This is a genomic window from Aureimonas flava, from assembly GCF_003583935.1.
Classification (GTDB): domain Bacteria; phylum Pseudomonadota; class Alphaproteobacteria; order Rhizobiales; family Rhizobiaceae; genus Aureimonas; species Aureimonas flava.
Genome location: NZ_QYRN01000007.1, coordinates 240,444 through 265,772 on the forward strand (window position 1 = coordinate 240,444; position 25,329 = coordinate 265,772).

The 25,329-nt window shown below is 72.0% G+C and carries 21 protein-coding genes and 1 pseudogene; 6 read left to right on the plus strand and 16 right to left on the minus strand.

The features are described 5' to 3' along the window. Positions 1-14: 14 nt before the first annotated feature. Genes D3218_RS14590 through D3218_RS14600 form a run of 3 tightly spaced genes read right to left on the minus strand, consistent with a single transcriptional unit; the run spans position 15 to position 3,749 of the window. A complete protein-coding gene (locus tag D3218_RS14590; RefSeq protein WP_119540821.1) occupies positions 15-1,106 on the minus strand; it encodes a thiohydantoin desulfurase in 1,092 nt (363 codons plus the stop codon). Beyond that, a complete protein-coding gene (locus tag D3218_RS14595; protein WP_119540822.1) occupies positions 1,087-2,361 on the minus strand; it encodes a Zn-dependent hydrolase in 1,275 nt (424 codons plus the stop codon). Before D3218_RS14595 ends, D3218_RS14590 begins: the two co-directional genes overlap by 20 nt. Beyond that, the gene (locus D3218_RS14600; protein ID WP_119540823.1) at positions 2,358-3,749 is read right to left on the minus strand and encodes a dihydroorotase; all 1,392 of its coding nucleotides are present in this window, start codon (positions 3,747-3,749) and stop codon (positions 2,358-2,360) included. Before D3218_RS14600 ends, D3218_RS14595 begins: the two co-directional genes overlap by 4 nt. Positions 3,750-3,961: 212 nt before the next feature. Between D3218_RS14600 and D3218_RS14605 the strand changes: the two genes are divergently transcribed. Then, positions 3,962-5,215 carry a LysR family transcriptional regulator gene (locus tag D3218_RS14605; RefSeq protein WP_168990534.1) on the plus strand — a complete coding sequence of 418 codons (1,254 nt, stop codon included), beginning with the start codon at positions 3,962-3,964 and terminating at the stop codon, positions 5,213-5,215. Here the strand turns inward: D3218_RS14605 and D3218_RS14610 are convergent. The 8 genes from D3218_RS14610 to D3218_RS14645 form a co-directional block, all read right to left on the minus strand. Further along, positions 5,210-6,754, minus strand: a complete 1,545-nt coding sequence (locus D3218_RS14610) for an aromatic amino acid lyase (protein WP_119540825.1) — start codon at positions 6,752-6,754, stop codon at positions 5,210-5,212. The two genes, D3218_RS14605 and D3218_RS14610, sit on opposite strands and share 6 nt — an antisense overlap. Before the next feature lie 195 nt (positions 6,755-6,949). Then, complete coding sequence (locus D3218_RS14615; RefSeq protein WP_119540826.1) at positions 6,950-7,861, minus strand: ABC transporter substrate-binding protein; 912 nt, start codon at positions 7,859-7,861, stop codon at positions 6,950-6,952. A 45-nt stretch (positions 7,862-7,906) separates the two neighbouring features. Next, the gene (locus D3218_RS14620) at positions 7,907-8,596 is read right to left on the minus strand and encodes an ABC transporter permease (RefSeq protein WP_119540827.1); all 690 of its coding nucleotides are present in this window, start codon (positions 8,594-8,596) and stop codon (positions 7,907-7,909) included. After that, on the minus strand, positions 8,593-9,243 hold the full coding sequence (locus tag D3218_RS14625) for an ABC transporter permease (RefSeq protein WP_119540828.1): 651 nt from the start codon (positions 9,241-9,243) through the stop codon (positions 8,593-8,595). Before D3218_RS14625 ends, D3218_RS14620 begins: the two co-directional genes overlap by 4 nt. After that, positions 9,240-10,352, minus strand: coding sequence for an ABC transporter ATP-binding protein (locus D3218_RS14630; RefSeq protein ID WP_119540829.1), 1,113 nt, complete (start codon positions 10,350-10,352; stop codon positions 9,240-9,242). Before D3218_RS14630 ends, D3218_RS14625 begins: the two co-directional genes overlap by 4 nt. Positions 10,353-10,534: 182 nt before the next feature. Further along, complete coding sequence (locus tag D3218_RS14635; protein ID WP_119540830.1) at positions 10,535-11,104, minus strand: UbiX family flavin prenyltransferase; 570 nt, start codon at positions 11,102-11,104, stop codon at positions 10,535-10,537. A gap of 11 nt (positions 11,105-11,115) precedes the next feature. Beyond that, positions 11,116-12,477, minus strand: coding sequence for a UbiD family decarboxylase (locus D3218_RS14640; protein ID WP_119540831.1), 1,362 nt, complete (start codon positions 12,475-12,477; stop codon positions 11,116-11,118). Next, positions 12,477-13,979: an aromatic amino acid lyase gene (locus D3218_RS14645; protein ID WP_168990535.1), complete on the minus strand. Its 1,503-nt coding sequence runs from the start codon at positions 13,977-13,979 to the stop codon at positions 12,477-12,479. The genes D3218_RS14640 and D3218_RS14645 overlap by 1 nt, the downstream gene beginning before the upstream one ends. Before the next feature lie 288 nt (positions 13,980-14,267). Between D3218_RS14645 and D3218_RS14650 the strand changes: the two genes are divergently transcribed. Then, on the plus strand, positions 14,268-14,636 hold the full coding sequence (locus tag D3218_RS14650) for an ArsR/SmtB family transcription factor (RefSeq protein WP_119540833.1): 369 nt from the start codon (positions 14,268-14,270) through the stop codon (positions 14,634-14,636). Positions 14,637-14,670: 34 nt separating this feature from the next. Beyond that, positions 14,671-15,026, plus strand: a pseudogene (locus tag D3218_RS14655) (ArsC/Spx/MgsR family protein). A gap of 277 nt (positions 15,027-15,303) precedes the next feature. On the opposite strand, the gene D3218_RS14660 reads toward D3218_RS14655, so the two are convergent. Continuing rightward, positions 15,304-16,407, minus strand: a complete 1,104-nt coding sequence (locus tag D3218_RS14660; RefSeq protein ID WP_119540834.1) for a saccharopine dehydrogenase family protein — start codon at positions 16,405-16,407, stop codon at positions 15,304-15,306. A 133-nt stretch (positions 16,408-16,540) separates the two neighbouring features. Here D3218_RS14660 and D3218_RS14665 point away from each other — a divergent pair, with 133 nt between their 5' ends. Further along, positions 16,541-16,972: an Lrp/AsnC family transcriptional regulator gene (locus D3218_RS14665; RefSeq protein WP_119540835.1), complete on the plus strand. Its 432-nt coding sequence runs from the start codon at positions 16,541-16,543 to the stop codon at positions 16,970-16,972. Between the two features lie 99 nt (positions 16,973-17,071). Then, positions 17,072-18,475, plus strand: a complete 1,404-nt coding sequence (gene hglS, locus D3218_RS14670) for a 2-oxoadipate dioxygenase/decarboxylase HglS (protein ID WP_119540836.1) — start codon at positions 17,072-17,074, stop codon at positions 18,473-18,475. Between the two features lie 45 nt (positions 18,476-18,520). On the opposite strand, the gene D3218_RS14675 is transcribed toward hglS, so the two are convergent. Beyond that, positions 18,521-19,420 carry a LysR family transcriptional regulator gene (locus D3218_RS14675; protein ID WP_119540837.1) on the minus strand — a complete coding sequence of 300 codons (900 nt, stop codon included), beginning with the start codon at positions 19,418-19,420 and terminating at the stop codon, positions 18,521-18,523. 113 nt (positions 19,421-19,533) lie between these two features. Between D3218_RS14675 and amaB the strand changes: the two genes are divergently transcribed. Next, positions 19,534-21,087 (plus strand): L-piperidine-6-carboxylate dehydrogenase, encoded by a 1,554-nt coding sequence (gene amaB / locus D3218_RS14680; RefSeq protein ID WP_119540838.1) that lies wholly within the window; start codon positions 19,534-19,536, stop codon positions 21,085-21,087. A gap of 524 nt (positions 21,088-21,611) precedes the next feature. On the opposite strand, the gene D3218_RS14685 is transcribed toward amaB, so the two are convergent. The 3 genes from D3218_RS14685 to D3218_RS14695 form a co-directional block, all read right to left on the minus strand. Next, complete coding sequence (locus D3218_RS14685; RefSeq protein WP_168990536.1) at positions 21,612-23,411, minus strand: sensor domain-containing diguanylate cyclase; 1,800 nt, start codon at positions 23,409-23,411, stop codon at positions 21,612-21,614. A gap of 178 nt (positions 23,412-23,589) precedes the next feature. Further along, positions 23,590-24,534 carry a nucleoside recognition domain-containing protein gene (locus D3218_RS14690; RefSeq protein ID WP_119540840.1) on the minus strand — a complete coding sequence of 315 codons (945 nt, stop codon included), beginning with the start codon at positions 24,532-24,534 and terminating at the stop codon, positions 23,590-23,592. A gap of 31 nt (positions 24,535-24,565) precedes the next feature. After that, a complete protein-coding gene (locus D3218_RS14695) occupies positions 24,566-25,327 on the minus strand; it encodes an SDR family NAD(P)-dependent oxidoreductase (protein ID WP_119540841.1) in 762 nt (253 codons plus the stop codon). Between the last annotated feature and the right edge of the window lie 2 nt (positions 25,328-25,329).

The following is a 25,329-nucleotide window of genomic DNA, read 5'->3' on the forward strand; positions in this document are numbered from 1 at the left end:
CGTGCGCGGCCCGGTCAGGGGGCGAGCGCGTGGGCGGCGATGGGGATGCCGAGGGCGGCCTCCACCACGGGATAGACCGCCGGATCCTTGACGCTGGAGGACAGCGGCAGCAGCGCCTTCGGCACGTGGAGCAGGAACACCGGCATGCCCACCTCGAGCTGGCCGACGCTGAGCGCCTCGCCGTCCGGCGACAGGGTGGTGAGGACGTCGGGGAACGTCGCGACGCGTCGCCCGTCCGCGTCGTCCACCGCCATGTACTCGTTCATCACATGAAGGGTCAGCGCGCCCGCGCCGCGCCCGAGCCGCACGGTGCCGACGTCGAACGCCTCGGCGGTGTAGACCACCGACTTCTCGCTGACCTCGGCCTCGGCCAGGAACGTGCCGCCGGTGGCGGCGGCGATGGCATCGAGAACGGCGTGCCCGCCGCGCGCCTCGGCCGCCAGCATCGCCTCGCCGAGGGCCAGGGCCCGGCCGATGCCGCCCAGCGCCGCGTTGGCCGCCACGTAGGAGGCGCGCAGCGGGTTGCGGCACGAGGCGATGAAGCCGCCCGACTGGTCGGCCGCGGTGCGCAGGATGGGCGAGACCTTGGCGGTCGCGCCGCGCGTCACCAGCTCGATGTAGCGGTTCTCGGCGCGGTTGCCGCCCGCCGCCGTCTGGATCATCGGCTCGGGCGAGCCGGCCATGCCGATCGAGCCCATGTCGCCGGTGGGGTGGGCGCGTATGTCGCCCACCGCGTCGAGCACCTTGAGGCCGAGGATCGCGGAGGGGAGCCAGCCGTTCAGCGTCGAGGACTTGCCGTTCTGCCCGACCATCAGCGCGGCGACCTTCTCGCCCAGCGCGTCCTGCAGGAGCTCCACCGCGCGCACGTAGTCGACGCCGCGCATCTCCCAGGGCGTGGTGGAGGCCGGGGCGCCGATCGCGGCGGCAGTGGCCACCCAGTCGTCCGGCGAGAGCTCCGACACGTCCACCAGCTCGGGCCGCCCGATCGAGACGGCGGCGCGCCCCAGCATGCGGCCGTGGTCCGCCCAGCCGCCGCCGCCGGCGGCATAGACCGAGCCGCCGCGCACGGCGGCCTCGACGTCCCGTTCAACCAGAATGCGACCCATCGGCCTGTCCCTTCCCTTGCGTGTCCAGGGTCTGCACCGTCTTCAGGAGAACCGCCGCCCCGAGGGCGATGGCGTCCGTCTCCGCCCACTCCTCCGGCGCGTGGCTGCGCCCGTCCCGGCATGGCACGAAGACCATGCCGGCGCGGCTGATGCGCGCCAGGAACGCGGCGTCGTGGCCGGCGCCGGACGCGAGGCGGCACCCGGTCGCCCCGATCGCCCCCACGGCGTCGTCGAGCGCCGACACGACGCCCGCGTCCATCGGCACGGCGCCCGCGTCGGAGATGCGACGGCTCGCGATCGAGACCTGCGTCGCCTCGGCGAGCGCGTCCGCATGGGCCTCGATCGCCGCCGAGAAGTCGGCAAGGTCGCCGGCGTCCTGCGAGCGCGCGTCGATCAGCAGGCGCACGTGAGAGGGCACCACGTTGGCCGCGTTCGGCAGCATCTCGAACTCGCCCACCGTGGCCGCGAAGTAGCGCGGGCCCGCGGCCAGGCGCGTCGCCTCCGCCTCGATCGCGGTGACGAGCCGCGCGGCGGCGACCAGCGCGTCGCGGCGCCGCCCCATGGGCGTCGTGCCCGCGTGGTCGGCTCGGCCTTCGAGGACGATCTCGATCCGCGCGATGCCGGTGATGGCGGTCACCACGCCGATGTCGAGGCCGGCGGCCTCCAGCACGGTTCCCTGCTCGATGTGCAGCTCCAGGAAGGCCGCCACGTCCTCGCGCCGGGCGACTTGGTGCGGGTCGCCGCCGGCCTCGGCGATGCCCTGTTCCAGCGTCTGGTCGCCCTGGCGCCGCGACAGCCATTCGGGCGGCCGCACGCCGGCCATGCCCCGGCTGCCGACGCAGGAGACGCCGAAGATCGAGACCTCCTCGGCCAGGAAGTCGACCACCTCGAGGTCGTGGTCCAGCGCGATGCCGCCGTCGTGCAGCGCGCGGGCCACCTCCAGCGCCGCGATCACGCCGGCGATGCCGTCGAAGCGGCCGCCGTCCGGCACGGTGTCGGAATGCGAGCCGAGCATGATCGTCCCCCGGCCGGGGCTGGCGCCGGGGCGGCGCCCGATCAGGTTGCCCGAGGCGTCGATCGTGGTGGCGAGGCCGGCCGCCTCGAAGCGGCGTCGCAGGTAGTCGCGACCCTCGGCGTGGCGCGGCGTGAAGGCTCGGCGGGTGTAGGGGCGGTCCGGATCCGTGATCGCCGCGAGCGCCGCGATGTCGTCCTCGATGCGGGCGGCGGAGACGCCGAGATTGCCGAGGCTCTTCATGCGTGGCTCCCTTCGGAAGGCTGGAGCGGCACGGCCGGTTCCGGCCGGACGAAGGCGCCCCGGCCGGGCTCGGCCAGCACCGTGGCGCCGTCGAAGGCCAGCCGGCCCCGGGCATAGGTGGCCGCGACGCGGTAGGGAAGGGTCATGCCGTCGTAGGGCGACCATCCCGACACGCTGTGCCCGGTCCTGGCGGCCTCGAACACGAAGGGCTCGGGCGTCAGCACCGCGATGTCGGCGTGCCGGCCGGGCGTCAGCGCGCCCTTGACGTGGTCGATGCGGAAGTGGCGGGCCGGGTTGGCGGCCATGAGCCGGGCGCCCCAGCTCAAGGAGATGCCCCGTTCCAGGGCGCCCTTGACGAAGAGCGGCATCATGGTTTCGAGGCCCGGCAGGCCCGACGCGTTGGCCAGCATGTCCGGGTCGCTCTTGCGGTCCAGCGACCAGCTCACGTGGTCGGTGGAGAGGAGCGTGACCCGGCCGGCGGCCAGGGCGCGCCATAGGGCCTCGACCTCGGCGCGCGGGCGCAGGGGCGGGTTGCACTTGGAGCGCCCGCCGAGGCGCCGCGCGTCGTTCTCCTCGTCCAGCGTCAGGTAGTGGATCAGGCATTCCACGCTGGCGGCGTGTCCCTGGGCGCGATAGGCCTCGGCGATCTCGTAGCCGCGCGCCAGCGAGCAGTGCACCACATGCGCCGGGCAGCCCGTCGCCGCGCCGATCTCGAAGATCTCGAGCATCGCCAGTAGCTCGCTGAGCGGCGGGCGCGACAGGCCGTGGGCGCGATAGTCGGTGATGCCGGCGCGCCGGACCTCCTCCATCGCGGCGCGCACGTATTCGTCGCTCTCGTTGTGCACGCCGGCCGCCAGCCCGGTGCGGGCCACGGCCGCGAAGCACTCGGCCATCAGGGCCGGAGGAATACGCGGGAACCGCTTGGGGTCGGTCCCGAAGGTGGAGAACTTGAAGGCGGCGACGCCGGCCTCGGCCTGCTCGGCGATCCGTGCCGCCCCTTCCGTGGGGTCGATCGTGCCGTAGAGCGCGAAGTCGACGCGGGCCAGCCGCCCGGCGTGCTCGGCCTTGGCGCGAACCGCCCCGGCGGAGGCGACGAGATGACCCTCGTCGTAGGGCATGTCGACGATGGTGGTGACGCCGCCGGCCGCGGCCGCGCGGGTGGACCAGTCGAAGTCCTCCTGATCCTTCTGGCTGAGCGAATGCACCTGCGCATCCACCGCTCCGGGCATGATCAGCGCCTCGCCGAGGTCGTGGCGCTCGCGGGCCGCGGGCATCGCGCCCTGGCCGAGAAGGGCGACGAGGCCGTCGCGCACCGCCACGAAACCGGAGGGGACCACCCGGTCGGGCAGCACGAGGCGGCCGCGAAGAACGAGATCGAAATCGGACAAGGACGGGCTCTCCTGCGCAAGGCCGCCGGCTTCGGTCCCAGGAGGACAGGGAAGGCCGGCGGCGGCTGACGTCGGGGCCGAGGCGGTCCCGGTGGGCTCGCGAAAGCCTATGTAAATCGGCGATCGCCTGGGATATCTCATTTCTTGGACGCGCCATGCCGCCCGGTAGCGGCGAGAGGCTCAAGGCTCGAGGCAATGGGAGGAGGGGCGGGATGAACATCGACAACTTCGCCCTCGTGCATCGTGTCCTGACCTCGGGCGGCATCCGCGCGGCGGCACAGGACCTCGGCTGCCCGGCCTCGACGGTGGCCGCCGCCCTGAACCGGTTCCAGTCGCGCATCGCCACGGAGCTCGTGTCGTTCTCGGGCACGCGCCTGCTGCTCACGCTGGAGGGGCGCCGGCTGGTCGGGCCGCTCGGCCGGCTCGCCGAGCTCGGCGCGGCGGTCGAAACGCTGGGCGGCGACAGCAACGGCACGGACGGGGCGACCGGGACGGGGAACGAGGCGAAGCCCCTCCGCCCGGCGGTGTCCGTGTCGATGGTGCTGCGCTTCCTCGCCATCTGCCGGCACGGCAGCATCCGCAGCGCCGCGATCGCCACCGGCCTCGGGCAACCGCAGCTCACGCGGCAGATGAAGCAGTTCGAGGCGGCGGTGGGCGGTGCGCTGTTCACACGGCGGCGCACGGGCGTCGAGCCGACGGTGCTCGGACGACGGCTCCTGCCGCTCGCCGAGGAGATCGAGGCGCAGTGGCTCGCCGTCAACAACGGCTCGTCCGAGCGTTTCCGGCGCGACAGCACGCGCATCCGCCTCGGCGCCGTGAACGCGCTCGGCTTCGAGAGCCGCCTGTCCCGGATGCTGGCGCTCCTGGTGGCGGAATGGCCGAAGCGGCGGCCGGGACTCCAGCTCTTCGTTTCGGCGGGCACGGCCGAGGAGCTGATCGCGGGCCTGCGCACCGGACAGTACGACCTGGCGCTGCTCGACACGCAGGCGGTGCCGGAGGAGATGCAGGGCACGGTGGTGTCGCGCTCGCCGCTCGCGGTGGTCAGCTCGTTCGAGCTGGCGGCGCGCCACGCGGGCGGCCTCGCCGATCTCCTGGCCAACGCGCCGGTCGCCGCGCCCAGCCTGCGCAACGGGTTGCGCCAGAGGATCGACATGCTGGTGGAGAACGCGCTGGCCGGAGCCGGGGCCCCCCGCCGGCGCGTCGCGGTGACCGAGGTGGACATGCTGCCGGTGATCGCCAGCCTCGTGGCCGAGCACGCGCACGTCTCGGTCCTGCCCGTGTCCTCGCTGGCGGGGCTGGAGCCCCACGTGTCCTCCACCGTCCTGGACGAGGGCTACGACATGTTCCTGTCGCTGGTGCAGAGCCGGTCGGGCGTCGCGGACGGCGCCATGCGCACCGCGCTCGCCATCCTGGAGGCGCACCGGCTCATCGAAGCGGAGCCCTCGCCGCGCGCCCCGGCCTCATGATCCGCCGGCCACGTCGGACGAGATCGCGAAGAAGCGGTCGAACTCCTCCACCGAGGCGAGGTCCACGAGCTGGAGGATGAAGCCGGACGAGCTGATCTCGGTCTCGATCTCTTCGACCTCGGAGGACAGCGGGCGGTCGGCGCGGTAGAAGGCGGAATGCCGGCGCACGAGGCCGCGGATTTGGAGGGCGAGCCCCTCCGACCCGTCGTCCAGCACGTCGGCCGCCTGCGCGGCGAGAAGGGCCTCCAGCGCCGCCATGCGCCAGAGCGCGCGGACCTGGCGCTCCAGGCGCTCGACGATCAGCGGCAGGAAGGCCGCCTCGTCCTCGGCGCCGTTGGCCACCACCAGAGACTGCGGCGAGAGCGGCGCGGTCATCGACAGGACGCGCATGTAGAGGTCGCCCATCAGCTTCAGCGCCGGCCCGAAGCCCGTGGCGACGACGCCCTCGGGCACGAGGTTGACCGGCAGCCCGCGCCGGCCGCCGCTGACCAGGATCACGCATCGGTTGAAGACGTTGCGGGCGATGTGGGCCAGGGTGAGCTGGCAGGACTGCACCACGATGGCCACGTCCGCCGGCAGCGAGCCGCCCGACGTCAGGACCTCGTCCTCCACCACGACCGGGTTGTCGTCGCTGCGCGCCGTCATGTTCAGGACGGCCTGGCCGGCATGCATCAGGGTCGACAGCGTGGTGCCGAAGATCTGCGGCATCATGCGCAGGCTCAGCGGATCCTGCACGTTGGAGGCGTCGTGCCAGGGCCAGTCCCGCGAGGCCTCGCACAGCCAGCGGCCGACGTCGGTCTGCATCCGCGTGCCGATATGGGCGGCCGAGCGCCACGGCGCGCGCGAGGCGCCCAACGTCGCCGACGAGAACAGGCCGACCGCCATCAGGACGCGGACCGCCCGCGCCGCGCTGCGCAGCGCCACGGCGGCGGCGGCGTAGCCGATCGCGTTCACGGCCAGCGCGGCCAGCGCGTCGCGCGGGGCGAAGACCAGCGGGGCGCGGCCGAGCTCGGCCAGCACCTCGGCCGCGTCGCGCCGCGCGCCGCGATGGCTGACCTCGCCGACGCCCGTCAGCACCGCGCCGATCTGGCCCATCAGCCCGATGTCAGCGCAGCCGATCGATCCGGTGCGGCGGACGATCGGGATGATGTCGGCGTTCAGGAGGTCCACGAAGGCGTCCACGAGCTGCGGGCTGCAGCCCACGGTGCCGGTGAGCGCCGTGTTGATGCGGATGGCGATGGCCTTGCGCACGGTGGCGTTCGGGAACGGCGCTCCGGTGCCGAAATGGTGCGATCGAACGAGGCCGAGGTTGAATTCGGCCAGTTCGTCGTCGCGCCAGTCCTTGTCCTTCATGCCGCCGACGCCCGTGTTGGTGCCGTAGATCGGCTGGCCGGAGGCGAGGCCGCGCTCCAGGATGGCGCGGCCGTGCCGCACCCTGTCCATTCCCTCCGCGCTCGGCGCCACGGCGCAGCCCGCGCCGATCCGTCCGAGGTGAGAGAAGCCGAGCACCGACCCGTCGAGCGGAATGGGGATGGTCATGGAAGCCTGCGCATTCGATGGGGGGCGGGCGGCGGGCGGCCGCGACGCCCGGAAGCCTAGCGGGGGCGAGCCGAGGCCGGCATATCCCAAATCGGGAACGGGCGATGCGCCGATCGGTCGCGGGGCGCGCGACGCAAAAAAAGGGGCGGCCCGCGAGCCGCCCCTTCGTCGTCCGAGCCGCTTGTCGCGCCCGCGTCAGTTCAGCTTGTGCTCGGCCAGCCAGTCCTCGGCCACCTGGTCGATGCTGTCGTGATCGGCGAGGCGGCCGTTCATGTGGATGAGGTCTTCGGTGGTGAGCTCGGCGGACACGGCGTCCAGGACCTGCGTCGCCGTCTCGCTCTCCTTGGCGCTCGCCATGATCGGCACGATGTTCTGCGCGGCGAAGAGGTTCTTGTCGTCCACCAGCGTCACGAAGTCGTTGGCCGCGATGGCCGGATCGGTGGAGAACAGGTCGGCCGCCTGGACCTGGCCGTTCGCCAGCGCCGAGACGGTCAGCGGACCGCCGACGTCGAGCGGCTTGAACGACTTGAACTCCAGGCCGTAGACCTCCTTCAGACCCAGCATTCCCTCCTTGCGGGCCTGCCACTCGGGCGAGCCGCCGACCACGATCTCGGCCGCGTGCGGCTTCAGGTCGCTGATGGTCTTGAGCGTGTACTTGTCGGCCGTCGCGCGGGTCACGGCCATCGTGTCCGAGTTCTGCGCCTTCGACGGGGTCAGCATGGACACGCCCTCGGGCAGCGCCGCCTTGAGCGCCGCGGCGACGTCGTCCGGGGCATGGGCGGTCGAGTCCTTGTCGAGATAGGCCAGCGCGGCGCCGGCATATTCGGGCAGGAGATCGATCGAGCCGTCGCGCAGGGCGGGCATGTAGACCTCGCGGCTGCCGATGTTCAGCTTGGTCGAGGTCTCGATGCCCTTGGCGGACAGCGCCTTGGCGTAGATCGTCGCCAGGAGCTGGCTTTCGGGGAAGTCGGCCGAACCGACGATGATCGCCGACGCGTCGGTGCGCGCGGGCGTGTCCGCCGCCAGCGGATCGTTGGCGAGCGCGGGAAGCGCGGACAGCGCCAGAAGCGCCAGGGTTCCGGCCGTTCGGATCATGCGGACTGCCATTTTGTCGTCTCCGTCGCGTGGGGGGTGGAAAGGAAGGCGGATGCGTCAGGCGGGCGCGCGCCGGGGTTCGCGGCGCGTGAGGCCCGGCGACACGGCGAGCCGGGAAGCGAGCGCGATCAGGAGATCGACGCACAGGGCCAGAAGGCCGACCAGCACCGCGCCGGCCGCCATCTGGTAGTAGTCGTTCTGGGCGCGGCCGTCGATGATGAGGCGTCCCAGCCCGCCCAGCGATACATAGGCGGCGATGGTGGCGGTGGAGACGATCTGCAGCGTCGCGCTGCGCAGGCCCGAGAAGATCAGCGGCAGGGCGCAGGGCAGTTCGACGCGCAGAAGGATTCCGAGCGGGCGATGGCCCATGCCGCGCGCCGCGTCCACCGCCGCCGGGTCCACGGCGGCGATGCCGGCATAGGTCGAGGTCATGATCGGCGGCACCGCCAGCAGCACCAGCACGATGAGGCTCGGCACCACGAAGGCGAGGTCGGAGGCGAAGACCGGGCCGAACAGGATCACCAGAAGCACGATGAGGCCGAGGCTCGGCAGGGCGCGCAGCGCGTTGGCGAGGCCCGCCACGGCCACCACGCCGCGCCGCGTGTGGCCGACATAGAGGCCCACCGGCAGCGCGATCAGGCAGGCGAGGATGAGCGCCGTCGCGCTGTAGCCGAGGTGCTGGAGGAGGAGGGTCGGCACGCCCCGCTGCCCCTGCCAGTGCTCTGGATTGGAGAACCAGGCGATCATGCGCGGCGCTCCCTCGGCTGCCAGGGCGTCAGGCGGCGGGCACCCAGGAGCACCAGCCCGTCCAGGATCGCCGCCAGAACCACGCACAGGACGATGCCGGCGATGATCGGCGTCAGGAAGCGGAGCTGCAGACCCTGGGTGAACAGCATGCCGAGCTGCGGCGTGCCGACCAGCGCGGCCACCGACACGATGCTCACGTTGGACACCACCGCCACCCGCAGGCCGGCGGCGATCACCGGAACGGCGAGCGGCAGCTCCACCAGCGCGAAGCGCGGCAGCGCGCGATAGCCCATGGCGCTGGCGGCCTGGAGCACGTCGGGCGGCACCGATTCCAGCCCGTCGCTGACGGTGCGCACCAGGAGGGCGAGCGAGTAGACCGTGAGCGCCACCACGACGTTGAGCGGATCGAGGATCTTGGTGCCGAGCACGAGCGGCAGCAGCACGAACAGGGCGAGCGAGGGGATCGTGTAGAGGAGGCCCGAGAGGCCGAGCAGCGCCGCGCGGAAGAGACCCGCTCGATGGGCGAGCCAGCCCAGCGGCAGCGCCAGCGCCAGGCCAATCGCGACCGGCAGCACCGACAGGCCGAGATGCCACAGGAAGAGGTCGAAGATGCGGCCGGACTCTCGCCAGAGCCAGTCGAACCTCATGCGACGCCTCCGGTGCCGTTGCGCCCGGCCTCCACCTCGCGCACGATCTCGCCGAGGCCGATCGTGCCGAGCAGCGAGCCGTCGGCCGCGTCCACCACGACGCCCCGGCCGGAGGGCGCGCTGAGCGCGGCGTCGAGCACGTGGCGCAGCGTGCCGTCGCGCGGGGCGAGCGTGCCGGACAGGTTGAGGTCGCCTTCGCGCAAGGGGCCGGTCTGCGCGTCGAGGTCGGCCCAGCCGATCGGGCGCCCGGCGGCGTCCGCGACCAGGATCCAGCGGTCCAGCGCCACCTGGCGTGCGGCCTCCGGCAGCGTGCCGAGCGCCACCACCGGCTCGCGGCGCAGCGGCAGCGAGGGGCCGAGACCAGCGAAGGACAGGAAGCGGTAGCCGCGATCGCGGCCGATGAAGTCGGCCACGAAGGCGTCGGCGGGACGGGCCAGCAGCTCGCGCGGGCTCGCGATCTGGGCGAGCTTGCCGCCCGTGCGCAGCACCGCCACCTGGTCGCCGAGCTTGAGCGCCTCGTCGATGTCGTGGGTGACCATGATGATGGTCTTGCCGATCTCGCGCTGGAGCCGCAGGAACTCGTCCTGGAGCTGGCCGCGCACCACCGGGTCCACCGCGCTGAACGGCTCGTCCATCAGCATGAACTTGGGGTCGGAGGCGAGCGCCCGCGCGACGCCGACGCGCTGCTGCTGGCCACCCGAGAGCTGCCAGGGATAGCGGTGCGCGAAGGCCTGCGTCAGTCCCACGCGTTCCAGGAGCTCGTGCGCGGTGCGCAGCGCCTTGTCCTTGGCGACGCCGTTGAGACGCGCCGTGGAGGCGATGTTCTGCACCACGGTCCGGTGCGGGAACAGGCCGGCATGCTGGATCACGTAGCCGATGCGCCGGCGCAGCAGCGCCACGTCCATCCGCTCCGTCGGCTCCCCGTCGAGGAGGATCGAGCCCGAGGTCGGCGCGATCAGGCGGTTGATCATGCGCAGCGAGGTCGTCTTGCCGCAGCCCGAGGGGCCGACGAACACCGTCAGCTTGCCGTTGGGCGCTTCCAGCGAGAGCCCCTCGACCGCCACCGCCGCCCCGGGATAGCGCTTGGTCACGTCGTCGAAGACGATCATGACCGCACCGCTTCCATCGAAGCGCCCCCTACGGCGCCCGGCGCGCGTGTTCGACGATCCATCATGCCTCGACCTCGTCCGACCCGTTGTCTATACAATTCCACGGATGGCGGCGTGCCTCAAGGTGTTGCCGCAAAATAATTCAGGCACATAAGCTGCCTCGTTGCCAAGCATCTCGGTGGTCAGCCACCCTTCCAACGACCGTCGAGCTCGGTGTCGATGTCGAAGAGGTCGAGCACCCGGGCGGCGGTGTGGCCGACGATCTCGTCGATGCTGCGCGGGCGCGGATAGAAGGCGGGCACCGGCGGCATGACGATGCCGCCCATTTCCGTCAGCCGCGTCATGTTGCGGCAATGGCCGAGATGCAGCGGCGTCTCGCGGAACAGCACCACCAGCCGGCGCCGCTCCTTCAGCACCACGTCGGCGGCGCGGGCGATCAGCGTGCCGCCGAGGCCCATCGAGATCTCGGCGAGGCTCTTGGCCGAGCACGGCGCGACGACCATGCCCTCGGTGCGGAAGGAGCCGCTGGCGATGGCGGCGGCCATGTCGCGGTTGTCGTGCGTGTGGTCGGCCAGTTCCTTCAGGGCACCGAGCGTCAGGTCGCCCTCGTGCTTCATCGCGGTGATCGCGCCGCGCGACACCACGAGATGGGTCTCGATGCCGGCCGCGCGCAGCATCTCCAGGATGCGCACGCCGTAGTCGAAGCCGGAGGCGCCGCTGATGCCGACGATGAGACGATGGGGGCGACGCACGTGGGCTCCTGTCAGTAGGTGTCGATCTCGGCCCGCACGCGGGCGCTGATCTCGGCGGGCGCGTCCAGGAGCTCCGACCGGCTGCCCCGCTCGCCGTCGCCGGGTCGCGTGGTGGCGATCATGGCGATCTTGGCGACCGTGAGGTCCCGGTGGACCGGATCGCAGCGGTCGGCCTTGACGCCGGGCAGGACAAGAAGGTCCTCGTCGCCCCGGAAGCGCGCGGCCAGGGACCACTCGACTTGCCGCGGGTCCTCCGGGTCGACGTCGTCCTCGACCACGATCACCTGCTTGAAGAGGTTCACCTGCCCCATCGCCAGGATCGCGGCGCGCTTGCCCTCGCCGAGGCGCGGCCGGTGCATCGCGATCACCGCGTGGAGGCGGCCCATCCCGCCCTCGGTGACCACCACGCGCCGCACCGACGGGACGACGCGCCGCAGCGCGTCGCAGCACGTGGCCTCGATGGCGACGGCGCCCAGCAGGCAGTGCTCGGCGAAATAGCCCGGCAGGATGGCCTGGTAGACGGCCTCGCGCCGATGCGTGACGCAGGTGACGACGCCGCCCGTGCCGGGGCCGTAGTCGACGTAGAAGCCGTGGAACTCGGACACCGGCCCTTCGGCGACGGTCTCGTTCGCCGCGATCGAGCCCTCCAGCACGATCTCCGAGCCGGCGGGCACTTCCAGCGGCACCGTGAGGCAGCGCACGAGCTCCAGCGGCTCGCCGAGCAGCCCGCCCACCACGTCGTACTCGTCGTCGCCGAGGCCGAGATACATCTGGCTGCCGATCAGCACGGCCGGATGCGTGCCGATCGCCACCGCGATCGGGAGCCGCTCGCCGCGCGCGGCGGCCTTCTCGGCGATGATGTTGAGATGGTGGTTCTTGGCGATGCCGAGCATGACCCGGCCGCCGCCGTCGAGCCGGATCCGCGCGATGGAGACGTTGCGCCGCCCGGTCTCGGGATCCTTGGCGACGATCACGCCGGCCGTCACGTAGGCGCCGCTCTCGCGCTCGAACCAGGTCGGCACGGGCAGGATGTCGGCGAGCTCGATGGGGCCCCGGTGCACCACTTCCTGGACCGGGGCGTTCTCCACCATCACCGGGGCGATCGGCCGCCGCAGGGCCTGGAGGATGCCGTCGGGGAGGGACGCGCGGTCCATGCCGAGGAGCCGGGCGATGCGCTCGCGGGTGTTCAGGAGATTGCCGACGATCGGCATCGCGCCGCCGCGAACATCGGCGAAGAGCTGCGGGCGGTCGAACTGGCGCAGGCCCAGCACGGCGCCGATCTCGAAGCGGGGATCCACGGTGCGCCGGACGGTGTGGAGGTCGCCCTCCGCCTCCAGGCGCTCCAGCACCCCGCGAAAGCTCTGGTCGGCCATCAGAACGCCTCCTGCTGCATATGGCCGCCGGCGGCCTTCACGAGGTCCACCACGGGGCCGAGGTCGAAGATCGCCTGGCCCTCCCGCCCGATCGGAAGCGTGTCCCGCACGCCCTGCGCGAGCGCGCGCAGGCCCTCGCCGATCTCGCCCACGGGAACGTCGCGGCGATGCACGGCCCAGACCGCGCAGGCGGTCTCCAGCGCCACCACGGTCCAGGCGGACTCGAAGCTGCGCACGGTCTCGGCGATCGACTGCGGCGCGTTGCCGCCGACATCCTCGACGCCGTCGTCGAGCTGGCCGGAATAGTTCAGGAGGGCCGGCCCGGCGGCCTGCCGCACGGCGCTCACCTTGGCGCCGGCGATATGGCCGAAGTTCAGGAATTGGACGCCGCCGATCGCGCCCGGCTCGGCGGCGAGGCTGGTCGGCAGGCCGGTGAAGCTCGGCCACTGGATCTTGTGGATGCGCTGGCCGGACGCCTCGATCACCTTGGCGAGCGCCAGGCGGAGCGTGTCCATGGCGAGGCAGCAGGCGCTGCTCTCCATGTTGCCGTGCGACAGGAACTCGCCCGTCTCCGCGTCGATCATCGGGTTGTCGCACAGCGCCGAAAGCTCCGCGGTGAAGATCGATTCGGCGAAGGCGTAGGCCGCCTCGGCCGCGCCGTGGATCTGCGGAACGCAGCGGAAGCTCAACGGGTCCTGGAGGAAGCGCGCCTCGCCCTCCCGCAGGAGCCGGCTTCCCCGCAGGGCCGCCCTCAGCGCCTGTCCGGTGCGGATCTGGCCGGGCTGGCCGCGCCCGAGGTCGACCTCCTCGCGCCACGAGCGCAGGTTGCCCCGGAACCCTTCCATGGACAAGGCGGCGGCGAGATTGGCCGCGTCGAGCAGCGCGCGCGCCTCCAGAAGGGCAAGGCACCCTTCCGCCAGCATCAGGCTGTTGGAATTGAGGAGCGAGACCGCCTCCTTGGCGGCGAGCCCGTCCAGCGGCCGCGGGCCGCGTCCGCCGGGTCCGAGCCCCGCGCGGCCGATCAGCGGCGCGGCGAGCTGGCTCATGGCGACGATGTCGGAGGCGCCCACCGAGGATCCGAGCCGTGCCCCCGGCAGATCGTCGGCGCGCAGTCGCTCCAGGAGGCTCTCGACCAGCACCGGTCGGACGCCCGAGCGCCCCCGCGCGAACAGCGAGAGCTGGATGGCCAGGGCGATCCGCACCACCGCCTTCGGCGCGTCCGGCCCCGGCGCCAGCGTCGCATGCCCGGTGATCATCATGTCGTTGTAGCAGGCGATCGCCGCCCGATCCACGGCGAAGTCCTTCTGGCTGCCGACGCCGGTGGTGATGCCGTAGGCCGGGACCGCCTCGTCCACCAGCCGGTCCACCACCCGGCGCGCCGCCGCGACCCGCTCGCGGGCCGCCTCCGACAGGTCGAACCGCGCCGTGCCGGCTGCGATGGCCGCGACGTCGCGGAGCGTCAGCGGAGCGTCGCCGAGCGAAAGGGTCGATGAGGACGGCATGGGGCGGTTCCGGCTGGAAGGGGCATGTTGCATCGCAGTCCCCGGAGCCTAGCCGCCTTCACGCCGGCATGGGATATGCCGATATCGGTACAGGCGATGCCGCGGAAGGCCTCCGCTCGCGTGCCGTGCCGGCGCCGCTGGGAAGGCGCGCGCGAGTTTTCGGACGATGGCGGGAGGCACGGGGTCAGTTGGCAGGAGGGGAGCGGCGAGCCATCGGCCCGACCATGCCTATATCGAAGCCGCGACGCGTCGCCCTGATCTTACGAGCATGTTTGCAGTGTCGAAGGGATGAACGACGACACGGCCGTTGCCGCCCCCTCCACCCTTGCCCATGCCGACCGCCTAGCCGCCTCTCGTCCGCTGGTGTGTGCGGGCGCGGACGGCATGTCGTCCGGCGAGATCGCGCAGGCGCCGGCCGTGCCGCCGACGCACAGGAGCGTCCACCTCTCGGCGCTGGAGCGCGCTGGCCTCCTGCGCTCGTGGCGCGACGGACGCCATGTCCTCTACGCCGCACACCACGAGCGCATGCGCCGGCTCCTCGCCTTCCTGACCGAGGACTGCTGCACGGGCATGCCTGAGATCTGCGGACCGTTCGGCGACCCGGCCCCGCGCACCTATCCGCCGGAGCCCGCCCGTAACCGTCACGGTCTTCCATGATTCCGCCTGCGGCACCTCGCGCATTGACTCGGAGATGATCCGCCGCTCCGACCAAGCGCCCGAGGTGGTCGATTACCCGAAGATCCCGCCGAGCCGCGAGACGCTCACGGCGCGGATCCGCGCAACGGAGGCCTGCCCGCGCCATCTCCTGCGCGAGAAGGGCACGCCCTATTCCGAGCTTCGCCCCGACGACCCGACGCTGACCGACGAGGCGATCCTCGACGCGATGCTCGCGCATCCGATCCTCATCAACTGCCCCATCGTGGTCACGCCCCGGCGTGTCGCCTGTGCCGGCCGTCCGAAACCGTGCTGCGCCTGCTCGACCACCCCATCCCCCGCTTCGCCAACGAGGCCGGCGGGGTGGTCAGCGTCGGCATCCCGCAACGCTGACCGCGCTGGTGCGTTGGGCCGAATCTCTCCTTGAGCCGCCACCGCATGGACATCCCATGCTGGCCCTTGCGATCTTCGTCACCACCCTCGTTCTCGTCGTCGCGCTCCGGGCTTGGCCCACCCTTGTTCGCTCGAAGAAGGGCGACGCTTCCCGCGCGGCGTTTCCCATTGAGGCGAATGGCGGACGGCTCCCGTTTCCCTGCCGCCGCGAAGAATGCCGACGGACCGCCACCCCATGGCGCGGAAGCGGCTCACTAGGGCCGCCGCCGGCTTGCCTTCAGCCGGCGAGGCCCAGCCGCGACGCTTCGGGGTCGTAGGCGCGGCCGAACCGGTTGGCGAGCAGGTCGCCGAGGGCGATCTCCTCCTGGCGCACGAAGCCTCGGGTCGGCAAACGCCCCTCGGCCAGGAGATCGAGGACGCCGGCGATGCCGGCCGCGGTGGTGATTTGGATCGCGCTCATGCGGCGCCCCGCCACCACGCCCGCGTAGATCTTGTTGGCGTAGGTCTCCTGCAGGTAGCGCCCCTCGCGCCAGCCGCACACTGTCACGAACACCACCACCACGTCCTGCATGGTGGCCGGAAGGGCGTTCTCGAACAGGTCCTTCAGGACCTCGCGGCGGTTCTTCAGATTGAGGTCGTTGAGCAGCGCCTTGATGATGGTCTGGTGGCCCGGATAGCGGATCGTGCGGTAGTTCATGGTCCGCACCCGACCCGCCAGCGTCTTCGCCAGCGTGCCGAGGCCGCCCGACGTATTGAAGGCCTCGTAGGTCACCCCGTCCAGCGAGAATTCCTCGCGCTCTTCCATGGCGGGGACCGTGACGAGCCGTCCCTCCACGATCGCCTCGCAGGGCTCGATATACTCGTTGATCAGCCCGTCCGTGCTCCAGGTCAGGTTGTAGTTCAGGGCGTTGGACGGATATCGCGGCAGGGCGCCGACGCGCATGCGCACGCTGTCGAGCGTGTCGAAGCGGGCCGCCAGGTCGTTCGCGACGATCGAGACGAAGCCGGGCGCGAGGCCGCACTGGGGAATGAAGGCGCTGGACGCGCCCTCGGCCAGCGCCTCCACGATGCGGGTCGTCGCCACGTCCTCGGTCAGGTCGAGATAGTGCGTGCCGGCCTCGCGCGCGGCCTGCGCGATCCGGCCCGTGAGATGGAAGGGCGCTGCCGACAGAACCGCGAAGCGTCCGCGCAGCGCCTCCACCACGTCGCCGTGGTCGAGGATGTCGAGCGGCCGCGTGTGGATCGCCGGATGGCGCTCCACCTCGGCGAGCTGCTCCGCGCTGCGGTCGGCCACCGTGACGCGCCAGTCGCCCGTCGCCGCCAGCATCAGCGCCATGGCCCCGCCGATCTTGCCGGCCCCGATCACCACGACGTCCTTCATATCCCGTTCCCTCGCTCGGCCCCGACGGTCGCATCGTAAGGGCGGCTCGGGCCGATCAAAGCTGCGCATTGCTCGGATCGCCGAGCTCTTCTAGACAGATCGACGGGCGATTTCGGCAAGATGGGTGGATCGGTTGGAGATCACGTCCAAGGACAGGCAACTCATCGCGCTTCTGGGCGAGAACGCGCGCGTGCCGGTCGCCACCCTCGCCAAGCGGCTGGGCGTCTCGCGCACCACGGCCCAGGCGCGGCTGGAGCGGCTGGAGCGGCTCGGCGTCATCACCGGCTACGGCGTGCGCCTGTCGGAAGCCTACGTCTCGGGCCTCGTGCGAGCCCATGTCCTCGTGACCATCGCACCGAAGTCGCTCGCGCAGGTGACGGCGGCGATCGGGCGTGTGGAGGCGGTGACGGCGCTTCACTCGGTCAGCGGCGCGTTCGACCTGATCGCGATGGTCGCGTCGCCTTCGATCGCCGAGCTCGACCGGCGGATCGACGAGATCGGCTCGATCGACGGCGTCGAGCGCACCCAGTCCTCGATCATCCTGTCGACCCGCATCGCGCGCTGACGCCGGCATTCCAAACCGGAATGCCCCGATGAGCAGTGATGGCTTCTAGCGCGGCGCCCGGCGCGCTAGGCTCCGCGCCGATCTCAACGGAGCCGCCCCATGACGTCCAGTTCCTTCGCCTCGCCGGACGCGATCCGCACCCGCTTCTCCCGGGCGATGTCCGAGATGTACCGGGCCGAGGTGCCGCAGTACGGGACGCTGATGGCGCTGGTGGCGGACGTCAACGCCGCGGCGCGAAGGGCAGACCCGGCGCTCGACCGGCGCCTCGCCGACAACCGCGAGATCGAGCGGCTCGACCTGGAGCGCCATGGGGCGATCCGGCTGGGCACCGCCGAGGAGCTCTTCACCATGCGCCGGCTCTTCGCCGTGATGGGCATGGTGCCGGTCGGCTACTACGACCTGTCGGTGGCCGGCGTGCCGGTGCACTCCACCGCCTTCCGCCCCGTCGAGCCGGAGGCCCTCCGGCGCAATCCGTTCCGCGTCTTCACCTCGCTGCTGCGCCTCGACCTCGTGCGGGACGAGGCGTTGCGCGAGGAGGCCGCCGCGATCCTCGCCCGGCGCCGGATCTTCACCGACGGCTGCCTCGCGCTGATCGAGGCCGCCGAGCGCCGGGGCGGCCTGGACGACGAGGAGGCCGACCGCTTCGTGCGCGAGGCGCTCGAGACGTTCCGCTGGCACGGCGAGGCGACGGTCGCGGCGGAGGCCTACCAGCGCCTGCGGGCCGCCCACCCGCTGGTGGCCGACGTCGTGTGCTTCAAGGGGCCGCACATCAACCACCTGACGCCCCGCACCCTCGACATCGACGCCGCCCAGGCCGGAATGCCCGAACGCGGCATCGCGCCCAAGGCGGTGATCGAAGGGCCGCCGCCGCGCCGCGTGCCGATCCTCCTGCGCCAGACGAGCTTCAAGGCGCTTCAGGAGGGGATCGCCTTCAAGGGCGGGACGGGTGCCGGGACGGGCGACGCGGCAACCGACGGCACCCATACCGCCCGGTTCGGCGAGATCGAGCAGCGCGGCGTCGCCCTGACGCCCGAGGGGCGGGCGCTCTACGACCGGCTGCTCGACACGGTGCGCGGCGAGGTTCAGGTCAAGGCCGACGGCAGCAACGCCGAGGACTACATGGCCGCGCTCGCGCGCGTCTTCGCCGCGTTTCCCGACGACGAGGACACGCTGCGCCGCGCGGGGCTGGCCTATTTCCGGTATCGGGCGACCGGCAAGCCGGGCGCGCCCGCCACCCTCGACCTGGACCGGCTGATCGCCGCGGGTTTCGTCGCGGCCGAGCCGATCACCTACGAGGACTTCCTGCCTGTCAGCGCGGCCGGGATCTTCCAGTCCAATCTCGGCGACGAGACGCAGCGCAACTTCGCCGCCCAGGCCAACCGCGCGGCCTTCGTGCGCGACCTGGGCACCGAGGTGGCCGACGAGATCGCGCTCTACGAGGCCATGGATGCGCGCTCGCGGACGGACACCCTGGCCTCGCTCCGCCGAAGCGCGGTCGCCTGAGGCGGGACGCGCCCCGCCGCCGAGGGGGGCAAGGCGCCGGGCCCGCTAGCGAAGCGCGGTCTTGCCGATGAGCCAGTCCACGAAGGCCGCGATCAGGGGCGTGTGCTGCAGCCGCAGCGGCGTGACCACGTAGTATGCGCCGCTGCCCGGCAGCGGCGGCTCGTCCAGCACGGCGAGCTGGCCGCTGGCGAGTTCGGTCTCCACCAGGAAGGTCGGCACCAGAGCGACGCCCATGCCGGCCACCGCCGCCTGGCTCGTCATGGCGAACTGGTCGAACAGCGGGCCGCGATAGGGGTGGGGGTGCGCCGCGCCGCGCGCCTGGAACCATTCGTGCCAGAGGCTCGGCCGGGACGCCTGCTGGAGGAGGGTGGCGCCGGCGAGGTCGGCCGCCGTGGCGATCGCGAACTCGCGGACGTAGCGGGGGCTGGCGACCGCCACGATGCTTTCGCGGCACAGGAACACGGGCTCGCCGTGAGGCCAGTTCGGCGCGCCGTAGTGAATGGCGACGTCCACCGCCTTGTCGCCGAAGTCGAACGGCTCGGGCTCGGTCGTCATGCTGATCGTGACGTCGGGGTGGAGCGCCAGGAACTCCGGCAGACGCGGGATGAGCCAGCGCGAGGCGAAGGTCGGCAGGACGGCCAGACGCAGCGCCGACTCGGCGCCCGCCGCGCTGATGATGCCGTGCGTCTCGGTCTCGTACTGGCGCAGGATCCGACGGGCCGAGCGCATGTAGCGCTCGCCGAGCCGCGTCAGCGTGATCCGCCCCCGCGTGCGGTCGAACAGGACGACGCCGAGCGTCTCCTCGAGCTGGCGGACCTGCTTCGACACCGCGCTCTGGGTCAGCGCCAGCTCCGCGGCCGCCATGGTGAAGTTGCCGTGGCGGGCCGCCGCCTCGAACGTCGTCAGTTCCTGAAGCGACGGCATCAGGCTGCGTGCCAGCGGCATCGGGCCCTCCGTCCCATTCCATTTCGGCATAGGGTCACAACGCAGGGTCCCTTGCAACGGCGGTCCCGGTGGACGACATCCCCCCGAACCGTCATCGCCATGGGATTTCAGACATGCAGCAGCCCACGCGCCTCCAAGACGAAGCCGCCCGCCTTCTCGCCAGGCTCGGGGTCGACGCCGCGCTCTACGGCGAAGGGGAGCGGGCCGTGCGGACGCCCTTGACCGGCGAGACGATCGGCCGGGTGCGCGACGCCTCGGCCGAGGAGGCGCGCGATCTCATCCGCAAGGCGCACGAGGCGTTTCTCCAGTGGCGCCGGGTTCCGGCCCCGCGCCGGGGCGAATTCGTGCGCCTCCTCGGCGAGGAGCTGCGCGCCGTCAAGGACGACCTCGGCCGCCTCGTCACGATCGAGGTGGGCAAGGTTCCCTCCGAGGGGCTGGGCGAGGTCCAGGAGATGATCGACATCTGCGACTTCGCCGTGGGCCTGTCGCGCCAGCTCTACGGTCTCACCATGGGCTCGGAGCGCGCCGACCACCGCATGCAGGAGCAATGGCACCCGGCGGGCGTCGTGGGCGTGATCTCGGCCTTCAACTTCCCCGTGGCGGTGTGGAGCTGGAACGCGGCGCTGGCCTTCGTAAGCGGCGACGCCGTGGTGTGGAAGCCGTCCGAGAAGACGCCGCTCACCGCGCTCGCGGTGCAGGCGCTGACGCGGCGGGTGATCGAGCGTTTCGAGGAGGCGCCCGAGCACCTGTCGGTGCTGCTTCTCGGCGACCGCGCCACAGGCGAGGCGCTGGTGGACGACGGCCGCGTTCCGGTCCTTTCGGCGACGGGCTCGACGGCCATGGGGCGCGCGGTGGGCCAGCGCGTCGCCGCTCGGTTCGGCCGGGCCATCCTCGAGCTCGGCGGCAACAACGCCTCGATCGTAACGCCCTCGGCCGATCTCGACCTCGCGCTGCGCGCCATCGCCTTCGGCGCGGTGGGCACCGCCGGCCAGCGCTGCACCACGCTGCGCCGCCTGTTCGTGCACGAGAGCGTCTACGACACGCTTCTGCCGCGCCTGAAGCGCGTCTACTCCACCGTGTCGATCGGCAATCCGCTGGACGGCGACGTGCTGGTCGGCCCCCTGTTCGAGGAGGCCGGCTTCCGGGCGATGGAAGCGGCGCTGGAGGCGGCGCGCGCGGCGGGCGGCACCGTCCACGAGGGTGCCCGCGTGACCGAGGGCCTTCCCGAGGCGGCCTTCTACGTCCGTCCCGCGCTGGTGGAGATGCCCCGGCAGGCCGGGCCCATGCTGGTCGAGACCTTCGCGCCGATCCTCTACGTCGTGACGTATCGCGAGCTCGACGAGGCGATCGCGCTCCAGAACGGCGTCGCCGCCGGCCTGTCGTCGTCGATCTTCACCACCGACATGCGCGAGGCGGACCGGTTCCTGTCGGCGCTCGGCTCCGACTGCGGCATCGCCAACGTCAACATGGGCTCCTCGGGCGCGGAGATCGGCGGGGCCTTCGGCGGCGAGAAGGAGACCGGCGGCGGGCGCGAGAGCGGCTCCGACGCTTGGAAGGCCTACATGCGCCGCCAGACCAACGCCATCAACTACGGCTACGCGATGCCCCTGGCGCAGGGCGTGCGCTTCGACATCGCGGACGAGGACGAGGGTTCGGCCGACGCCTGACCGGCGCCGCGCGGCTCCCGCGCCGTCGTCCGTTTCCCGATTGGAAGCGATGGTACGGCATGCGAGGATGCGGCGCTGCGGAAGGGCAACCTGAAGGGCGCAGCAAGCCCAACCGGAGGTCAACGGGCTTCCGGTTGGGTCGCAACCGCGTCGAGCGCGCGTGCCGCCCGGCGAGCGGAACGGTCTTCCCCGACGAATGCGGCATAGCTGGACGTCCCGGTCGGGACGTCCAGCCATAGGCACCTGCCCGTGAAGGGACGGGAACGGACAGGCGCTTCTCGTGAGCCGTCGAGGGGGACGATACGTGTCGCAACCTGAACGCCAGCTGAACCCGGGCCACGGGACCGAAATCCTCTGGCCGAGACCTTACGCGCGATGGTCCACGAACTTGGCGCGAAGACCGCACGACGATGCCGGTCGGGAAATTCTTCGCCGATGGCGCGACGATGCTGGGACGGGTGCGGCCGCGCCGGCGGGATGACCGCGACGCCGCGACATCGCTCGTCCCGCCGAAGGGGCCTTTTTCAGGCCGCCAAGCGGGCGACGTTCCGCCCTTCGGCCTTGGCGCGGTAGAGCGCGAGGTCCGCGCGACGCATCAGCGCCGCGCCGTCCTCCCCGCCCTCCAGCGTCGCCACGCCGAGGCTGACGGTCACCGGCGGCCGACCCTCGCGCTCGCGGCCGTCACCCCGGACCTCCTGGCGGATGCGCTCGGCGATCGCCATCGCGACCGCCTGGCTCGCACCCGGAAGAACGACCAGGAACTCCTCGCCTCCCAGGCGACCGACGAGGTCCGACCCGCGCACGGCGGCCTTGGCCGCGGAGGCCACGCCTTGCAGCACGGCGTCTCCCGTCGCGTGGCCGTGCCGGTCGTTGACCCGCTTGAAGTGGTCGATGTCGAACATGGCGAGCGACAGCGGCTCGCGCGAGGCGGCCGCGTCCCGAACCGCGGCGTCGATCGCCTCGAGGATGCGCCGGCGGTTCGCGATCCCGGTCAGGGCGTCCGTCTCGGCACGGATCGTCGCCTCCGACGCCAGCGCCAACGCCTCCTCGCGGGAGGCTTCCAGCCCCCGTTCGATCTCGACCTGACGGGTGATGTCCTGCAGCACGCCGAACAGCGACCGGACGACCCCGTCCGCGACGATCGCCTCGCCGGACACGTCGACATAGCGCATCTCCCCGTCCGGCCGGATGAGGCGGGCACGCATCCGGAACGCGTCGCCGGTGCGGGTGGCGAGGGCGATCGCGGCGCCCAGTTGCTCCCGGTCGTCCGGATGATAGGCCGCAAGTCCGGTGGCCAGGCTGGGTTCGTGGCCTTCGTCCATGCCGTGGAGGCGGAACACCTCCTCCGACCAGGTGACGGCGCCGGTCGCCAGTTCGAGGTGCCAATGGCCGATCTTGGCGACGCGCTCGGCCATGGACAGGAGGCGCGTCTGGTTCCGAAGGTCCGCCATCAGCCGGTCGCGCGCGGTCTGGAGCGCGGCCATCGACAGGCCGCATCCCATCAGGACGGCGAGATAGAACTGGAGGAAGTATGTCTGCTCGCTCGGTCCGCTGTGGATGAACATGGTGGGGCCCTGGCCGGAGGCGATGGCGGCCGAGCCGATCACCGCGATCACCAGCGTTCCGGCTGTCGCGCCCAGCGGCCCGGTCGCATGCGCCGCCGCGATCAGCGCGGCGGAGGGCAGGAACAGGAGTGCCAGCGACGACTGGGCGAAGACCGTGGAGGTCACGATCGCCACCCCTCCCATGGCCAGGGCGAACATCCCCGCCCCGTTGCGCGTGAGCGCGGAGGTCGTATCGCCCCCATCCCGCTCCAGCCACAGGAACACGAGCGGCGCCGCGAGGACCATGCCCAGGAGGTCGGCGGCGAACCAGGAGGCGGAAAAGCGCCAGTCGCTCCAGGCCGTGTCGGCGCTGGCGACGGCGGTGCTGACCAGGCAGGCGAACGCGGCGATCGCGCAGAAGCGCGCGACCTGTCGCGCATCCACGAAGGACGGTCCGCCGAACGGGCCGCGCGACAGGAGGAGCACGGCCAGAAGCGTCTCCGTGACGTTCGCGGCGGTGTAGAGCGCGCTGCTCCCGATCGGCACGCCGCAGACCACGTTGGCGGTCAGGCTTCCCGTCGCGACGGCGAGCGCATAGCGCCGCAGGTGCGCCCGGTCCGCCGAGGTCAGGACGGCGACCGCGAGGCCCCCGGCCGGCCACATGGTGGCGATCTGCGCACCCCAGCGGGTCAGGAGGATCGACGCGGCGGCGAGGGCGAAATAGGCGGCGCCCAACAAGGCGGGGCCGAGATGAGGTCTTTCTCGCATGCCGTTCGTCATCGTCGCTTCCTTCCGTGTCGCGATGCTCCGAATCGGAAGACACGCCTGCTGCATTTCCACCGGACAGCTGCCCGGCCGGTCGCCGCGACGCTACCCGGCCGGACTTACATTTGGCTAAAGACCCCGCATCGAGAGGGACGGCGCCGCCTTGCCAGCCCGGCTTGTCCCTGACGTTGCGTCAAGCGCCCGCAAGCGCGGCGTGGAGCATGGTCCTGACCAGAATGCCCGTCGCGGCGCCGAGCGCGGCGACCCCCCATAGCCGCGCGACCCGGGGTCCGGCGGCGGCGAGGACGGCGACGCCGGGCAGATCGAGCGGGTGGACGAGCCAGCCGGCGGCCGCGTTCACGAAGCGGGCGTCGACCGTGCCCGCGGCGGTCTGGTCGGCCAGGACGCCGAGCGCGGCCACCCCGCCGCCGAGGGCCTTGCCGAGGGTCGGGGTCACGAGCCGCGCATCCACCCCGAACCCGTCGAGAACCGGCGCGAGCAGCCCGTTCAACGCGTCGAGGGCGCCCGCCGCCCGCAGCGCGGCGACGGCGCTCAAGCACAGCGCCATGATCGGGATCGACCCGACCGCGATCCGAAACGCCTCGCCGCCCGCCCGGTTGATGATACCCAGGACGCCGCGTCCGTCCTCCGTCGTCGCCGCATGGTCCGCCGCAACCTCGTCGGCCGGTCCTCCGACGGGCAGGCCCCGCCCGAAGAGGTGGAAGGCGGCTGTCGCCGCCACCAGGCCGCCCAGCGTGGAAACCGCGAGGAAGCGTCCGACGTCGAGCCCGAGCGCGGCCATGGGAAAGGCGACGTTGGCCTGGCCCATCGCCAGGACCATCGCGAACGTCGCCGCCAGATGGCGGTCCGACACGCCGCGCCGGTCCATGGTGGCCAGCGTCGCGACCGGCGCGGCGAAGCTGACGAAGCTCACCTGCAGAAGCGCGAAGACGCTGAGCCCGACCAGGCCGAACGGGCGCAGCACCGGCGCCAGGAGGCGCGTCAGCCGGTCCAGGATGCCCGCCGCCTCCGCCAGCCGCATGATGGAGAGCATCACTACCATGACGGGGAGGAGGGTGAAGAGCGACAGCTCCACCGCCGCCCGGCCGGCGGCCATGACCGTGCCGACGATGTCCATGGCCGGACCCTGGTTCCGCGCTCCTCGCGCCTCAGGCGTCCCGGTCCACGGCGAAGGGCGACCAGGCCTGGCGCTGGGCCATGATCTCCAGCCGGTTGACCGCGACGTGCGGGGGCAGGGTGGCGACGTAGACGATCTGGTCGGCCACGTCCTCGGCCGTCAGCGGCGTGGTGCCGCGATACACCGCGTCGGAGGCGGCCCGGTCGCCGCGCGTGCGCACCAGCGCGAACTCGGTCTCCGCCGCGCCCGGCGCGATGTCGGTGACGCGCACGCCGGTCTTCAGGAGGTCGCAGCGCAGGTTCAGGCTGAACTGCTTCACGAAGGCCTTGGTGGCGCCGTAGACGTGGCTGCCGGGATAGGGCCATTCGCCGGCCACCGAGCCGATGTTGACGATGCTGGCGCCCGCCCCCGTCTCGATCAGCAGCGGCAGCACCGCGTGGGTGACGTTGACGAGGCCGGTGACGTTGGTGTCGATCATCGTGTGCCAGTCCTCCAGCGCCACGCGGGGCGCGGGTTCCGGCGCAAGGGCGAGGCCCGCGTTGTTGACCAGCGTCGTGACCGCGCGGAAGGCGGGCGGAAGGGCGTCCACCACGGCGCGCACGGCGGCCGCGTCGCGCACGTCGAGCGCGGCGACGTGGACCGGCACCGTCCCCTCCAGTTCGCGCGCGAGCTCCTCCAGCCGCTCGAGGCGGCGGCCGGCGAGCACCAGCGCCCAGCCCTCGCGGGCGAAGCGGCGGGCGGCCGCACGGCCGAAGCCGGAGGTCGCGCCCGTGATGAAGGCGACGTTGGTCATGG